The sequence below is a fragment of the Streptomyces sp. URMC 123 genome, from assembly GCF_051386515.1.
Classification (GTDB): Bacteria; Actinomycetota; Actinomycetes; order Streptomycetales; family Streptomycetaceae; genus Streptomyces.
In genome coordinates this window covers 12,160-27,807 of the sequence record NZ_JBPQTV010000047.1, presented here as the reverse complement: position 1 = coordinate 27,807, position 15,648 = coordinate 12,160, and the positions used below count along the sequence as shown (strand labels likewise).

Below are 15,648 nucleotides of genomic sequence, written 5' to 3'. Positions count from 1 at the left end.
AGACAGGATCAGCGGGCGCCCCTCGGCGTCTGTCTCGGCTCCGATCTCGGCGTCGGCCTCGGCCTCGGTCTCGGTCTCGGCGTCGATCCGGCCGGGCCGGCTCAGCTGTGCGTGCGCAGCAGCGTGCGAATGGTCCGCATGGCCACCGACAGGTTGGCCAGGTCGAACGCGTCCGAGCCCTGGATCTCCTCCAGCGTGGTGCGCGCCCGCTGGAGGATCGCCGCGTTGCGCTCCTCCCACGCCTTGAAGCGCTGCTCCGGCGTGGACGTGCCGTTGCCGACGGACAGGATGTCCGCGGTGAGCGCGGCGTGCGCCGAGAAGAGGTCCTCGCGGATGGCGGCGCGCGCCATCGACTGCCAGCGGTCGGCCCGCGGCAGCTCGATGATGCGGTCCATCAGCTGGGTGATCCGCAGCCGGTCCGCGAGGTCGTAGTAGACCTCGGCGACGTCCAGCGGCGCCTTGCCCAGCCGGTCCGCGATGGCGACGATGTCCAGCGTCGGGAAGGCGGAGGAGAAGCCCGCCACCCGCGTCGCCAGCTCCTCCGGCACCCCGGCCTCGGTCATCTCGCCGCGGATGCGCTCGTACCACTCGAGGTCCGCGCCCCGCAGCATCCTCGGCAGCTCGGCCCAGACGGTGGCCACCCCCTCGCCGAAGAACTCGATGTTCTCGGCGAGCTTCAGCGGCTGCGGGCGGTTGTTGAGCAGCCAGCGGGTGCCGCGCTCGACCAGCCGCCGCGAGTGCAGCCGGATGCGGGTCTGGACATCCGCGGACACGACGTTGTCGAGCGCCTCGACGGCGTCCCAGACCTGCGCCAGGCCGAAGATCTCCCGCGCGGCGGTGTGCGCCCGCACGACCTCTTCGGTGGAGGCGCCGGTCTCCTCGCGCAGCCGGTGCAGATAGGTCGAACCACCGGTGTTGACCGTGTCGTTGACCAGAACGGTCGTCACGATCTCGCGACGCAGCGCGTGCCCGGCGACCTGCTCCGGGAACCGCTCGTACAGCGCCTGCGGGAAGTAGGCGCGCAGCAGCTTCTGCAGGTACGGGTCGTCCGGCAGATCGGTGGCGATCAGCTCCTCGGCGACCATGATCTTGGTGTAGGCGAGCAGCACGGCGAGCTCGGGCTGGGTCAGCCCGCGCCCGGCGCCGAGCCGCTCCCGGATCTGCCGGTCGGTGGGCAGGAACTCCAGGGCGCGGTCGAGCCGGCCCTCGCGCACCGACTTGCGGATGAAGCGCTGGTGGGCGTGGAGCAGGCTGGGCGCCTGGGCGACGGCGTTGGCCAGCGCCACGTTCTGCGCGTAGTTGTTGCGCAGCACGAGCGCGCCGACCTCGTCGGTCATCTCCGCCAGCAGCTTGTTGCGCTGCTTGACGGTCATGTCGCCGTCCACGACCAGCGCGTTCAGCAGGATCTTGATGTTGACCTCGTGGTCGGAGGTGTCCACACCGGCGCTGTTGTCGATCGCGTCGGTGTTGATCCTGCCGCCCCGGGAGGCGAACTCGATCCGGCCGAGCTGGGTGAGGCCGAGGTTGCCGCCCTCGCCGACGACCTTGACCCGCAGGTCCTGGCCGTCCACCCGGATCGGGTCGTTGGCCTTGTCGCCGACGTCCGCGTTGGACTCGGTGGAGGCCTTCACATAGGTGCCGATGCCGCCGTTCCACAGCAGGTCGACCGGCGCCCGGAGGATGGCCCGCATCAGGTCCGCCGGGGTCATCTTGGTGACCTTGGCGTCGATGCCGAGCGCGGCCCGCACCTGGGCGTTGATCGGGATGGACTTGGCGCTGCGGGGGTGGATGCCGCCGCCGGCCGACAGCAGCTCGGTGTCGTAGTCGGCCCAGGAGCTGCGCGGCAGCTCGAAGATCCGGCGGCGCTCGGCGTACGAGGTGGCCGCGTCCGGGTTGGGGTCGAGGAAGATGTGCCGGTGGTCGAAGGCGGCCACCAGCCGGATGTGCTCGGAGAGCAGCATGCCGTTGCCGAACACGTCACCGGACATGTCACCGATGCCGACGACCGTGAAGTCCTCGCTCTGGGTGTCGTGCCCGAGCTCGCGGAAGTGGCGCTTGACCGACTCCCAGGCGCCGCGGGCGGTGATGCCCATGCCCTTGTGGTCGTAGCCGGCCGAGCCGCCGGAGGCGAACGCGTCACCGAGCCAGAACCCGTAGCCGATGGCGACGTCGTTGGCGATGTCGGAGAAGGTGGCCGTGCCCTTGTCGGCCGCGACGACGAGGTACGTGTCGTCGCCGTCGTGCCGGACGACGTCCTTGGGGTGCACGACCTCGCCGCCGACGAGGTTGTCGGTGATGTCGAGCAGGCCGGAGATGAACGTCCGGTAGCAGGCGATGCCCTCGGCCAGCCAGGCGTCCCGGTCCACCGACGGGTCCGGCAGCCGCTTGCCGACGAACCCGCCCTTGGCGCCGACCGGCACGATCACGGTGTTCTTCACCATCTGCGCCTTGACCAGGCCCAGGATCTCCGTACGGAAGTCCTCGCGCCGGTCCGACCAGCGCAGACCGCCGCGGGCGACCTTGCCGAACCGCAGGTGGACGCCCTCGACGCGCGGCGAGTACACCCAGATCTCGTACGCCGGGCGCGGCGCGGGCAGGTCCGGGATGGCCTGCGGGTCGAGCTTGAGCGACAGGTAGCCGTGCGGCTTGCCGGTGCTGTCGGCCTTCTGGAAGTAGTTGGTCCGCAGGGTGGCCTTGATGACGGTGAGGAAGGAGCGCAGGATGCGGTCCTCGTCGAGCGAGGCCACCTGGTCCAGGGCCGCGTCCAGCTCCTCCAGCAGCGCGTCGGTCAGCTCGGTGCCCGCGCTCTGCCGCTCCGGCGACATCCGGGCCTCGAACAGGCTCACCAGCAGCCGGGTGGTGTGGACGTTCGTACGGAGGGTGTCCTCCATGTAGTCCTGGCTGAAGGTGGAGCCGGCCTGGCGCAGGTACTTCGCGTACGCGCGCAGCACCATCGCCTGGCGCCAGCTCAGCCCGGCGCGCAGCACCAGCGAGTTGAATCCGTCGTTCTCGGCCTCGCCGGTCCACACGGCCGCGAAGGCCTCCTGGAACCGCTCGCGGGCGTCGTCGGCGAGGTAGTCGCCACCGGCGGCGGGCACCGGCATCCGCAGCCCGAAGTCGTAGATCCAGGCGGTGGTGCGGTCGGCGCAGCGCAGCTCGTAGGGGCGCTCGTCGACGACCTCCACGCCCAGCCGGTTGAGCACCGGCAGCACCGCGGAGAGGGAGACCTGCTCGCCCGTGCGGTAGATCTTGAAGCGGCGCTCGCCGGGCGCGGCCCCGACCGGCTCGTACAGGCTCAGCGCGAAGTCGCGCTCGCCGGGCGAGGCGATGAACCGCTCCAGGTGCTGGAGGTCGGCCACGGCGCCGCGCGGCGAGTGGTCGGCCTTGTAGCCCTCGGAGAAGGCGTTGACGTAGCGGCGGGTGAGCTCCGCGGCGCGCTCCTCGCCGACCTCGGCGTTGAGCGCCTCGGTGAAGCCGTCCTCCCAGGAGCGGGCGGCGTCGGCGAGCCGGGCCTCGATGCGCTCCACGTCGGACTCGGTGAGGTCGGGCAGGTGGGTGCCGGGCTCGACCCGGACCACGAAGTGCAGCCGGGAGAGGACCGACTCGGTGTTCCACGCGGTGAAGTCGACGCTGGTGCCGCCGAGTTCCTCGGAGAGGATGTCGATCAGCCGCAGCCGCACGGCGGTGGTGTAGCGGTCGCGCGGCAGGTAGACGAGGGCGGAGTAGTAGCGCCCGTACTCGTCCTGGCGCAGGTACAGCCGCAGCCGACGGCGCTCCTGCAGGTAGAGGACGCTGGTGACGATCTCGCGGAGCTTGTCGACCGGGGTCTGGAACAGCTCGTCGCGGGGGTAGGTCTCCAGGATCTGGAGCAGGTCGCGGCCGTCGTGGCTGTTCGGCGAGAAGCCGGCGCCCTCCAGCACCTCGGCGACCTTGCGGCGGATGACCGGCACCCGGCGCACGGACTCGGTGTACGCGGCGGACGAGAACAGGCCCAGGAAGCGGCGCTCGCCGACCACGTTGCCCTGCTCGTCGAACTTCTTCACGCCGACGTAGTCGAGGTACGAGGGGCGGTGCACGGTGGCCCGGCTGTTGGCCTTGGTCAGCACCAGCAGCTTGTGCTCGCGGGCCTTGGCGCGGGCGTCGGCGGGCAGCCGGCTGAAGGACGGCGAGGAGGGGCGGGGGTGCAGCGGGACGCCGGCGTGCGCCCGGTCCGCCTCCTTGTGGTGCGGGTCCGAGCGGAGGATGCCGAGGCCGGTGCCGGGCACGGCGGTGAGGACGTCCTCCTCGTCGCCGTCGGTGCGCGCCCGGGTCAGCTCGTACTCGCGGTAGCCGAGGAACGTGAAGTGGTCCGCCGCCAGCCAGCGGAGCAGCTCGCGGGCCTCCTCGACCTCCTGGTCGCGCAGGTCGTCCGCGGTGGGCTCCTTGGGCAGCTCCTCGGCGATGCGCAGCGCGGCGTCGCGCATCTTCTCCCAGTCCTCGACGGCCTCGCGGACGTCGGAGAGGACGCGCAGCAGATCGGTGGTGATCTGCTTGAGGTCGGCGCGGTCGGTCTCCCGGTCGATCTCGACGTGAATCCAGGACTCGGTCAGCGCGTCGTGCGGCAGCGCCGAGCCCTTCTTGCGGTCGGAGTGCGCCTCGCAGGAGGTGTCCAGGACCTCGATCAGCTTGCCGGTCAGATCACGGCGGACGAGGACCTGCGGGTGGATCACGACATGGATGCCGCGGTTCTGGCGGGTGAGCTCATTGGTGACGGAGTCCACCAGGAAGGGCATGTCGTCGGTGACGACCTCGACCACGGAGTGGCTGCACGTCCAGCCGTTCTCCTCGACGGTCGGGGTGTGCACGCGGACGTTGGCCGTGCCCTGGGGCCGCTTCTCCGCGAGCCGGTAGTGGGACAGCGCCGCGCCGAGGACGTCGACCGGGTCGCGGTCGGCGAGATCCTCGGGGGCGGTGTGCAGGTAGTACCGCCGGAGGTACGACGCGAGGGCCTCCTGGTCGAGGCCCTGCACCGGTTGTTGCCCCCCGGCAGGGCTGTTCTCAGCTACCCGGGCCGCCCGTACGAGCAACTCGGCCTTGGCTTCGTCCAGCTTGGTCTGCATTGTCCTCTGGCTCCTGTCGCGCGCCCTTGCGTGACGTCAGTGAAATGGCATGACGTCGCGACGCGGGTTCCCGGTCGATGTCGACGGTATGCCGAAATGAGAGATGACCGGGCCACTCCTGGCCATTTTCGACCCATGGAGGCGGCCAGGGGGAATCAGCGGCGGCCCGGGCACGGTGGCACACCGGGCGCATGCCGGGGGCCTCGCTGCCCCCGCTGGCTATCGCGCTGATCACGGCCCAAGGCTACCGTCCCGGCCCGGGGCGCCGTCATGAGCCGTTTGTGTACAAAAACCGACGGTGAAGTTTGACGATCCGGACAGCGCGTTTCGGCCGGGCCGGGGTACGGCTGGGCACGGCGGCGCCTCGGCCGGGTGGGCGACGGGTGGGTACGCCGACGCCTCCGCCGGGTGGGTGACGCGGGCACGACGGCGCCTCCGCCGAGTGGGTGACGCGGGCACGACGGCGCCTCCGCCGAGTGGGTGACGGGCGGGCACGGCGGTCCGGCCGGACGGGTCACGCCGTGAGGGCCTCCGCCGTCTCCACCGCCTCGGCGAGCGTGTCGACCACGGGCACCCCCGCGGCCTCCAGGCTCGTACGGCTGTGCGAGCCGCCGGTGTACAGAACGGCGTGCGCCCCCACGTGCGCGGCCGCCACCGCGTCGTCCACCGCGTCCCCGATGACCACCATCCGCTGGGGGGCGATACCGGCCAGGACGTCCAGCTCGGCGAGGTGCCGGGCCATCTGCTCGGCCTTGCCCGTGTCCGACCGCCCGACGCGGCCGTCCACCCGGATGAAGTGCTCCTCGATGCCGTGCGTCCGCACGATCGGTATGAGGTCCTGGTGCGGGGCGAGCGAGCACAGGGACTGCGTGAGCCCCGCTGCCTGCCGGTCCGCGAGCAGCTCCTTGGCGCCCTCGGCGAGCCCCGCGGTGACGGCCCGCCGCCAGTAGTGCCGGTGGAACGCCTCGTCCATGGCGAGCCACTCGCCGGCGCTGGGGAGCCGCCCCATCAGCCGCTCGTAGAAGCGCGGCACCGGCACGCAGTACAGCTCGCGGTACCGCTCGAGAGTGATCGGGGGGAGCCCGATCTCGGCGAACGAGGCGTTGGTGGCCTCGATCACCGCGTCGATGTCGTGGAAGAGCGTTCCGTTCCAGTCCCAGACGATGTGCGTGGTCTGCTTCCCCATGCCAAGACCGTACCGGGGGCCTCCGACAACCGGCCCCCGACTTTTCGCGACGGGGGCGGGGGCGGGGCCGGGGCCGACGGGTGCGGCCGTGCGCCGGCCTCCCGGGCCGGGGCCCGGCGGGACCCGCCGGGACCCGCCGCCTCAGCCGATGAGGTTGGGGATCTCCTGCGTCGCGTACCAGAGCAGCTCGTGGTCCTCGGCCCCGTCCACCGTGAACCGGGCGTCGTCGTCCCCGTGGTCCGCCGCCCCCAGCGCGGCCGCCGCGGCGGTGATGTCCGGCTCGGCGTCGTCGGAGTCCACGTGGACGGCCGCCACCTTGGCGAACGGCACCGCGCGAGCGACGCGCACCTCGCCCACCGCGGACTGGTCCAGCCCCCGGTCCGGGTCGGCGACCGCCGCGCCGTCGGGCACGTCCACGGCGACCACGACCCGGCGGCGCTGCGCCCCCGGGTCGGCGGCCAGCAGCCGCAGGGACGCCTGGGCGGCCCGGCTGAGCGCGGCGTACTCCAGCTCCTCGATGTCATCCGAGACGTACCACTCACGGAGCGCGGGCGTCACCGCGTAGGCGGTCAGCGGGCCCGGGCCCAGCTCTCCCGCCTTGTGGGCCTCGGCGAGTCCGGGGAGGGTCAGAGGGACGTAGACGCGCATGTCAGCCGCTTTCGTGAAGGCGCCGAGTGTGGTGCCAGCATACGGGCGCCCGTCCCCCTTCGGGGCGCGGGCACCGGCGCCGTACGGCCGCGGCCGAAGCGCCCGCGCGGCCGCCGACGGCGTACGGCCGACCGCGTACCCGCAGGTCGGAGGCGGGTCGCCGCCCTGATAGGTGATGATCTCCGACGCCCTCGCGCCGCCCCGGCGCGCCTTGCGGTCCATGATCACTCTCGTTAGAAGTCTCCCCACGAAGTTACCGCCCGGTATGAGCCGGGCGGCGGCGCGGAGGGCGGGGGCGTTCGACATGAGCACGGGCAGGGACACGGGCACGACCACCGGCACGGGCAGGGGCGTGGACGGCGGGGTGGGCGGACGGCCGGCCGAAGGGACGGCCGGGGGCGCCGGCGGGGACGGCCGCGCGGCGGCCACGGCGATCGGGGCCGCCCGGCCGAGCGCGGTGATCGAGGCCGGCCGGGCGAGCGCGGTGATCGAGGCCGCCCAGGCAAGCACGGGGCCGGCCCGGCGGCGGACCGGCCCGCCCCGGCGCGGGGACGCCCGGGGGCGCGATCCACGGGGGCCGCGCGGCACCGGCGGCCCGTACGGGAGCCGGGGGCCGCGGGACGGCCGTGGGCCGGGGGCGCCGACAGCGGCACCGGCGGCGGCGACACCGAACCCGGCCGCGCTTCATGTCGCCGCCCTGGCCGCCGCCGCCCGGCACCGGGCCCGGCTGCCGCGCTACTGGTTCGCCGAACGCCTGCTCGTCGTGCTGAGCGGCCGGCGCCCCGTGCACTGGATGCTGGGCCACACCATCGGCCCCGCCTACGACCAGTTGGCCCGGCTCGCCCCCGGCGCTCCGCTGCGCCTCGCCGGGCGGGGCCACCCCGTGGTCCGGCACTGCGACGAGTACCGGCCGCGCGCCGGCGTGATCGAGGCGTTCGCCCGGATCGAGGCGGGCGAGCGGCTGCGGGCGATGGCCTTCCGGCTGGAGCGGGGCGCGGACGAGCGCTGGCGCTGCTCGGCGGTGGAGCTGGGCGTCTGACGCGCTCCCGGGCGCCGTCCGGGCAGCCGGGCCACAGGGCAGGTCCACGGGCCGCGGGACGGGGCCACGGGCCGCGGAACCGGCACGCGAGGCGCCAGGCGGGCAAGCAGCCGCACGGACGGCCGGAAGGACACCGTACGCACACCGGAAACGCGCGGACCGCGGCGCCCGGCCCCCAGGGAGGCCGGACACCGCGGTCCGGAGTCGACGAACCAGCCGCGCGCTACTTCTTGCGGCGCCGGCCGCCCTTCTGCGCCTTGCGCCGCTCCGCGCGGGTCAGGCCGTCCGACTCGGAGCGGGCGGGCGTGCCGTCGCTGGCGAAGTCGCCCTCGACGATGCCGCCCTCGCCGTCCACGGTCGGCGCGGAGAAGTGGAGCCGGTCCGGCCGCTGGGGCGCCTCGAGTCCCTTGGCGCGGATCTCGGGACGGCCGCCACCGGCGGGGGCGCCGGCCGCCGCCGGGGCGGGAGCCGCGTCCTGCGGGGCCTTCGCCAGCGAGGGGCGCTCCGCCGCCTCCTGGACCGGAACCTCCTCGACCTGCTGCTCGACCTGGACCTCCAGGTTGAACAGGTAGCCGACGGACTCCTCCTTGATGCCCTCCATCATCGCGGTGAACATGTCGAAGCCCTCGCGCTGGTACTCGACCAGCGGGTCCTTCTGGGCCATCGCCCGCAGGCCGATGCCCTCCTGGAGGTAGTCCATCTCGTAGAGGTGCTCGCGCCACTTGCGGTCCAGCACCGACAGCACGACGCGCCGCTCCAGCTCGCGCATGATCTCGGAGCCGAGCTGCCGCTCGCGCTCGTCGTACTGCTCGTGGATGTCGTCCTTGACGGACTCGGCGATGAACTCGGCGGTGATGCCCGCGCGGTCGCCGGCCGCCTCCTCCAGCTCCTCGATGGTGACCTTCACCGGGTAGAGCTGCTTGAACGCGCCCCACAGCCGGTCGAGGTCCCACTCCTCGGCGAAGCCCTCCACCGTCTCGGCCTGGACATAGGCGTCGATGGTGTCGTCCATGAAGTGACGGATCTGCTCGTGCAGGTCCTCGCCCTCCAGGACGCGCCGGCGCTCGCCGTAGATGACCTCGCGCTGGCGGTTGAGGACCTCGTCGTACTTCAGAACGTTCTTACGGGTCTCGAAGTTCTGCTGCTCGACCTGCGACTGGGCGGAGGCGATGGCGCGGGTGACCATCTTGTTCTCGATCGGCACATCGTCGGGAACGTTGGCCATCGCCATCACGCGCTCGACCATCTGCGCCTTGAACAGCCGCATCAGGTCGTCGCCGAGGGAGAGGTAGAAGCGGGACTCGCCCGGGTCGCCCTGACGGCCGGAGCGGCCGCGCAGCTGGTTGTCGATGCGCCGCGACTCATGGCGCTCGGTGCCCAGGACGTAGAGGCCGCCGAGCTCCTTGACCTCGTCGTGCTCGGCCTTGACGGCCGCCTCGGCCTTCTCCAGGGCCATCGGCAGCGCCGCCGCCCACTCCTCGGCGTGCTCCACCGGGTCCAGGCCGCGCTGGCGCAGCTCCGCCTCGGCGAGGTCGTCGGGGTTGCCGCCCAGCTTGATGTCCGTACCGCGGCCGGCCATGTTGGTGGCGACGGTGACGGAGCCCTTGCGGCCGGCCTGGGCGACGATCGACGCCTCCCGGTCGTGCTGCTTGGCGTTGAGGACCTCGTGCGGGATGCCGCGCTTGGAGAGCTGCTGCGAGAGGTACTCGGACTTCTCCACCGAGGTGGTGCCCACCAGGACCGGCTGGCCCTTCTTGTGCTTCTCGGCGATGTCCTCGACGACCGCGGCGAACTTGGCGACCTCGGTGCGGTAGATCAGGTCGGACTGGTCCTTGCGGACCATCGGCCGGTTCGTCGGGATCGGCACGACGCCCAGCTTGTAGATCTGGTGGAACTCGGCGGCCTCGGTCATCGCCGTACCGGTCATGCCGGACAGCTTGTCGTACAGGCGGAAGAAGTTCTGGAGGGTGATCGTGGCGAGCGTCTGGTTCTCGTCCTTGATCTCCACCCCTTCCTTCGCCTCGATCGCCTGGTGCATGCCCTCGTTGTAGCGGCGGCCGGCGAGGATACGGCCGGTGTGCTCGTCGACGATCATGACCTCGCCGTTCATCACGACGTAGTCCTTGTCGCGCTTGAACAGCTCCTTGGCCTTGATCGCGTTGTTCAGATAGCCGACGAGCGGGGTGTTCACCGACTCGTAGAGGTTGTCGATGCCCAGCCAGTCCTCGACCTTGCTGACGCCGGACTCATGGATGGCCACGGTCCGCTTCTTCTCGTCGACCTCGTAGTCGCCGGTCTCCTCGCGGTGCGGCGGCTTGGCCGCCTCGCCCCGGGTGAGCCGGGTGACCAGCTTGGCGAAGTCGCCGTACCACTTGGTGGCCTGGTCGGCGGGGCCGGAGATGATCAGCGGCGTACGGGCCTCGTCGATGAGGATGGAGTCGACCTCGTCGACGATGGCGAAGTTGTGGCCGCGCTGGACGAGCTCGTCCTTGGACCACGCCATGTTGTCGCGCAGATAGTCGAAGCCGAACTCGTTGTTCGTGCCGTACGTGATGTCGCAGGCGTACTGCTCACGGCGCTGCGCCGGCGTCATGTTCGCGAGGATGCAGCCCACCGACAGGCCCAGGAACTTGTGGACCCGGCCCATCATCTCGGAGTCGCGCTCGGCCAGGTAGTCGTTCACCGTGATCAGGTGCACGCCCTTGCCGGACAGCGCGTTGAGGTAGGCCGGGAGCGTGCCGACGAGCGTCTTGCCCTCACCGGTCTTCATCTCGGCGACGTACCCGAGGTGCAGCGCCGCGCCGCCCATCATCTGTACGTCGTAGTGGCGCTGGCCCAGGACGCGCTTGGCGGCCTCCCGGACCGTGGCGAACGCCTCGGGGAGCAGGTCGTCGAGGCTCTCACCGTCGGCGTACCGCTCCTTGTACTCCTCGGTGAGCGCCCGCAGCTCGGCGTCGGAGAGGTTGACGAAGTCCTCTTCGATGGAGTTGACCTGGCCCGCGATGCGGTGCAGCTTGCGCAGGATCTTGCCTTCGCCTGCACGCATGAGCTTGTTGAAGACGGACACGTAGGTTGGTCTCCTTGCCGGTCGGGCCTTTGCACTGTCGGTGTGCGCGGGCGCGGCGGGGTCGGCCCTACCGCAACGGCCATCGTAAGTCAGGACCCCGGCGTGCCGGGAGGTCCGTCAGCACGAAGGCGCGGTGTCACCCCTCAGGAGAACGCCGAACCGCACCGGAAGGTTTCCGCGCGCGGCGGACCGGGTCCGGGGGCGGAGCCTCCGGGGAGCGGGGCGACGGCCGGGCGGTGCGCCTGGAGCGCGAGGGCGAGGCCCTCGGGGCCGGAGAGACATGGTGGCGGGGGTGTCAGTGGGGGGCTCTAGGGTTCGATCATGACGAGCCTGCCACCGTCCGTGACGGAACTGTCCGCCGACGACGCCCGTCGGATAGCACTGCGCGCCCAGGGCCTGCTGGGCGCGCCCCTCCCCCGGGCCGCGGCGCGGCCGGCCCCGGGCGCCGGGACCGGAGGCCGCCGCGCCGGCGCCGGGAGGCGCGGGAGCGGGGCCACGACGCGCGGGGCCGAAGCCGCGGTGCGCGGGGCCGGGGCCACGGTGCGCGGGGCCGGCCGGCGCGGGGCCCCCGCCGGTGAGGCCCGGGAGCGGGAGAAGGTACGCGACGTGCTGCGGCGGCTCGGCGCCGTCCAACTCGACACCATCTCGGTCCTGGCGCGCTCCCACGAGCTGGTGCCCTACGCCCGCCTCGGCGCCGTCGGCCGCTCCGCCGTGGAGGCGGCCTACTGGACGCCGCGCGAGGGCGCCGCGGCAGAGGGCGCCGCCGAGGCCGGTGCCGAGGGCGCCGCGCGGCCGCACAGCTTCGAGTACTGGTCGCACGCCGCCTGCATCCTGCCGATCGAGGAGTGGCCGCACTTCGCCTTCCGCCGCCGGGAGCGGGCCGCGCGCGGCCACGGCTGGCACGTCCTGGAGGACCGGGACCGCGCCTGCGCCGCCATACGGGACCGGCTGCGGGCCGACGGCCCGCTGACCGCCACCGAACTGGGCGGCGCCAAGAACGGCGGCCCCTGGTGGGACTGGTCCGAGGCGAAGATCGCGGTCGAGTGGCTGCTGTCGACCGGCGAGGTCGTCTGCACCGAGCGGCGCGGCTGGAAGCGGGTGTACGACCTGGCCGAGCGCGCCGTGCCGGCCGACCTCCGCCACGACGACCTCGACGACCGGGAGTGCGTACGCCGGCTGGTGGCCCAGGCGGGCGCGGCCATGGGCGTGGCGACGCGCGCCGACCTCGCCGACTACCACCGCCTCCGGGTCGAGCAGGTGGACGCCGTGATCGCCGACTCGGGGCTGGTCCCCGTACGGGTCGAGGGCTGGGCCAAGCCCGCCACCGCACCACGCTGCTGTCCCCGTTCGACTCGCTGATCTGGGACCGGCCCCGAACGGAGCGGATCTTCGGCTTCACCCACCGGCTGGAGGCGTATGTGCCCAAGCCGAAGCGGGTGCACGGCTATTTCGCGATGCCGCTGCTGGCCGGGGGCAGGCTGGTGGGCCGGGTCGACCCGGCGCGGGAGGGTACGACGCTGGTGGCCCGCCAGCTCTCCCTGCGCGGGCGGTCGGCGGTGCGGCCGATGGCCAAGGCGCTGTGGGAGGCGGCGGGGTGGGTGGGCTGCGACGCGGTGCGCGTGGAACGCGTCGACGCACCGGAGTTGGCCCCCGCGCTGACGGCGGCGCTGGCGGAGCACTGAGGCGCCGGCGGCAGCGGCGTCGGGGGAGGGCGGCGCCGGCGAAGGGAGGCGTCGGCGCGGTGAGCGAAAGATCCGCTGACGCCCCGTCAGCGGATCTCCAGGATCTTCTCCCGCATCGCGTAGACCACCGCCTCCATCCTGGAGTGCAGCTGCAGCTTCTCCAGGATGTTGCGCACATGGTTCTTCACCGTGTTCTCGCTGATGAAGAGCTCCTTGGCGATGTCCCGGTTGTTCATGCCCGTGGCCACCAGCTTGAGGACCTCCAGCTCGCGGTCGGTGAGCCGGGGCGCCGGCACCAGCCGGCGCTCATCGGTGCGCTGGATCATCGACTTGAACTCGGTGAGGAGCTTGGACGCCATCGACGGACTGATCTGGGACTGGCCGTCGGCCACCGCCCGGATCGCCGTGGCCACCTCGTCCGTGGAGATCTCCTTGAGGAGATATCCCGTGGCGCCCGCCTTGATCGCGTCGTAGAGGTCGGCCTCCTCGTCGCTGATCGTCAACATGATGATCTTCGCGCTGGGGGCCACCTCCTTGATCGAGGTACAGGCCTCGATGCCGCCGCGCTTGGGCATGCGGACATCCATCAGGACGATGTCGGGCAGGAGGTCGGCGGCCTTGTCCACGGCCTCCGCGCCGTCCCCGGCCTCGCCGACGACCTGGATGTCCTCCTCCTGGGCCAGGACGATCTCCAGACCGCGGCGGAAGAGGGCGTGGTCGTCCACGACCAGGACCCGAATGGGCTCCTTGCGTGGCTCGCCCGCGTCCGCGCCGACACCGGCGCCGCGTTCGCCGCACTCGTCGGTCACGGGCCCGAAGCTGTCCGCCATCGTTCCTCCCCCTTGAAGGCCGTGGCCCAAGAGTTGATGTGCCGGGCCAACCGAGCGGTCCGCGGCCCAGGTTGGCTGCCACGCCATGATTTCATGCCGGGGCGGCGGACCGGTGCTTCTGCGGTGGCACGGCGGTGCCCCCGGGGGCGCACGGGCGCCACCGGGGGCACCGGGGCGGTTCTCCCGCCGTTGGCGCACGGCCCCGTCACGGGGTCCGGACCGGGCGGGGGGCGCCCCGCGGCGCTCCCCGGACCGTCCGGGCCCCGGCCGGGACCCCGGGCGTCAGCCGCCGAGCGCTCCGCCCGCTCCACGCGGCGCCTCCGCCGCGAGCGGGTCGGACTCCAGGTGGATCACGCCGTAGTCATAGGCGCGACGCCGGTAGACGACGCTCGGCTGCTTGGTGTCGGAGTCGACGAACAAATAGAAGTCGTGCCCGACCAGCTCCATCTCGTAGAGAGCCTGGTCCAGGGTCATGGGGGCCGCGGTGTGCGTCTTCTCGCGGACCACCAGGGGGCCTTCGCCCTGTACTTCCAGCGGTCCCACGCGGGTGGTGGGAACGCCCTCCCCCGCGGCTTCCTCGGCTTCCATGTCGCCGTTGAGATGAACGGCGAGCGGCGCGGTCGCGGCGGCGACACTCGTCGGGGTGCGGCTGCCGCCGCGGTGCACCCGGCGTTTGTCGGCCTGCTTCCGCAATTGCGCTTCCAGCCGGTTCGTGGCCGCGTCGAGCGCGGCATAGGGATCGGCGGCCGACGCCTCCGCGCGAATCACCGGGCCCCGCGAGCGCAGGGTGATTTCCACCCGGTCCGCACGGTCGGCCTGACGCGGATTGTGTTCCTTGGACACCTCGACGTCCAGGCTGATCACCTTGCCGTCGAGCTTCTGGATTTTCTCCAGCTTCAGCTTTTCGGCCACGTGCTTGCGGAAGCGCTCGGGCACCTCTGTCTTGCGGCCCTTGACGACGATGTCCACGCAGAACTCCGTTCCCGGACGGCTCCGCCTTCCGTGCGGAGCCCATCCCTGTTGCCCTATGGGCCGGCGGGCGCGCGCCTGGTGTTTTCCCGGGGCGATACCCGTCCGGCACTGCGTTGGCTGCACCACCGTGTACCCGGATATCGAGCGCCGGCCACGGTGCTGCGACTTCCACCTCCTCCTCCCCAGCCGATGAGATCACCATCCCAACGGCCTCGAGGTTCCGGACAAAGCCCCGAAGCGCGCCAATCCGTTTTATGAGGCATAGCCTGCGCCATTCCTCACAACCGAACATAGCTCGCCCGGAGGGGTGTCGGCACCCCTTACCGGCACTTACCTCCGTTCAGCGGCCTTTCCGCTCTCACTACCTGCAACGATGCTCATTCCCTTGGAGTTCCGGTTCATGTCGGAAGGCGGAAAGGGTGGCCGCTACCACCGCCGCGCCCGCCACGCGGCCGCCCGCCGCGGCGACGGCCCGGGCCGCTTCCGCCAGCGAGGCTCCGGTGGTCATCAGGTCGTCCACCAGCACCACGGGAGCGGCGCTCACCAACCGGCGGCCGCCTCCGGTCACCTCCAGGGCGCCCCGGAGGTTGGCGGCCCGCTGCCGGGCGGTGAGCCCGGCCTGATCGGCCACCGGGCGCCGCTGCCGCAGCACGGCGGCCACCCGCACGCCGTACCCCGAGCGCCGCAGCCGGCTCGCCGCGGCACGGGCCATCCTCGGCACCGGGTCGTGGCCGCGTGCCGCCACCGCCCGCCGCGCCGACGGCACCGGCACGATCAGCGGCGGCGGCCCCTGTCCCAGGCCGTGGGTGGCGCCCACGGCCCCCGCCAGAGCCGCGCCCAGCGGCTCCGCGAGGGCGAGCGCGCCCCGTTCCTTGTGGGCGAGGAGCACGGCGCGCACCTCGTCGGCGTACGGCGCGGCCGCATGGGTCACCGGCAGTCCGGGCGGCCGGGGATCGGGGCGGACCCGACGGGGCCCGCTCCCCACCAGCTTCGCCCGGCACCGGCCGCACAGCGGTCCCCGCGCGCGCCCACAGCCCGCGCAGTCGACCGGCAGTACGAGACCGGCGACCTCCTGCCACCACCCCCGCATGACCCCACTGTGCCCCTCGGGGGCCGCGGCCACCA

At 72.4% G+C, this 15,648-nt stretch carries 8 protein-coding genes and 1 pseudogene; 2 read left to right on the top strand and 7 right to left on the bottom strand.

Translation table 11 applies throughout. From position 1 onward, the window contains the following. Positions 1-101: 101 nt before the first annotated feature. The 3 genes from ACSNOD_RS09090 to ACSNOD_RS09080 form a co-directional block, all read right to left on the bottom strand. Positions 102-5,099, bottom strand: a complete 4,998-nt coding sequence (locus tag ACSNOD_RS09090) for an NAD-glutamate dehydrogenase (RefSeq protein WP_436766281.1) — start codon at positions 5,097-5,099, stop codon at positions 102-104. Between the two features lie 514 nt (positions 5,100-5,613). Further along, on the bottom strand, positions 5,614-6,285 hold the full coding sequence (locus tag ACSNOD_RS09085; protein ID WP_436766280.1) for an HAD family hydrolase: 672 nt from the start codon (positions 6,283-6,285) through the stop codon (positions 5,614-5,616). Between the two features lie 141 nt (positions 6,286-6,426). Next, positions 6,427-6,933, bottom strand: coding sequence for a DUF6912 family protein (locus ACSNOD_RS09080; protein WP_436766279.1), 507 nt, complete (start codon positions 6,931-6,933; stop codon positions 6,427-6,429). A gap of 304 nt (positions 6,934-7,237) precedes the next feature. Here ACSNOD_RS09080 and ACSNOD_RS09075 point away from each other — a divergent pair, with 304 nt between their 5' ends. Beyond that, the gene (locus ACSNOD_RS09075) at positions 7,238-7,972 is read left to right on the top strand and encodes an Rv3235 family protein (RefSeq protein ID WP_436766278.1); all 735 of its coding nucleotides are present in this window, start codon (positions 7,238-7,240) and stop codon (positions 7,970-7,972) included. A 223-nt stretch (positions 7,973-8,195) separates the two neighbouring features. On the opposite strand, the gene secA is transcribed toward ACSNOD_RS09075, so the two are convergent. Continuing rightward, positions 8,196-11,039, bottom strand: a complete 2,844-nt coding sequence (gene secA / locus ACSNOD_RS09070) for a preprotein translocase subunit SecA (RefSeq protein WP_436766277.1) — start codon at positions 11,037-11,039, stop codon at positions 8,196-8,198. A gap of 321 nt (positions 11,040-11,360) precedes the next feature. On the opposite strand from secA, the pseudogene ACSNOD_RS09065 reads away from it, so the two are divergent. Beyond that, positions 11,361-12,721, top strand: a pseudogene (locus tag ACSNOD_RS09065) (winged helix-turn-helix domain-containing protein). Positions 12,722-12,807: 86 nt separating this feature from the next. On the opposite strand, the gene ACSNOD_RS09060 reads toward ACSNOD_RS09065, so the two are convergent. The 3 genes from ACSNOD_RS09060 to ACSNOD_RS09050 form a co-directional block, all read right to left on the bottom strand. Then, the gene (locus tag ACSNOD_RS09060; protein WP_436766276.1) at positions 12,808-13,551 is read right to left on the bottom strand and encodes a response regulator; all 744 of its coding nucleotides are present in this window, start codon (positions 13,549-13,551) and stop codon (positions 12,808-12,810) included. Between the two features lie 282 nt (positions 13,552-13,833). Beyond that, the gene (gene hpf / locus ACSNOD_RS09055) at positions 13,834-14,520 is read right to left on the bottom strand and encodes a ribosome hibernation-promoting factor, HPF/YfiA family (protein WP_436766275.1); all 687 of its coding nucleotides are present in this window, start codon (positions 14,518-14,520) and stop codon (positions 13,834-13,836) included. A gap of 364 nt (positions 14,521-14,884) precedes the next feature. Beyond that, positions 14,885-15,613, bottom strand: coding sequence for a ComF family protein (locus tag ACSNOD_RS09050; RefSeq protein ID WP_436766274.1), 729 nt, complete (start codon positions 15,611-15,613; stop codon positions 14,885-14,887). Positions 15,614-15,648: the final 35 nt, after the last annotated feature.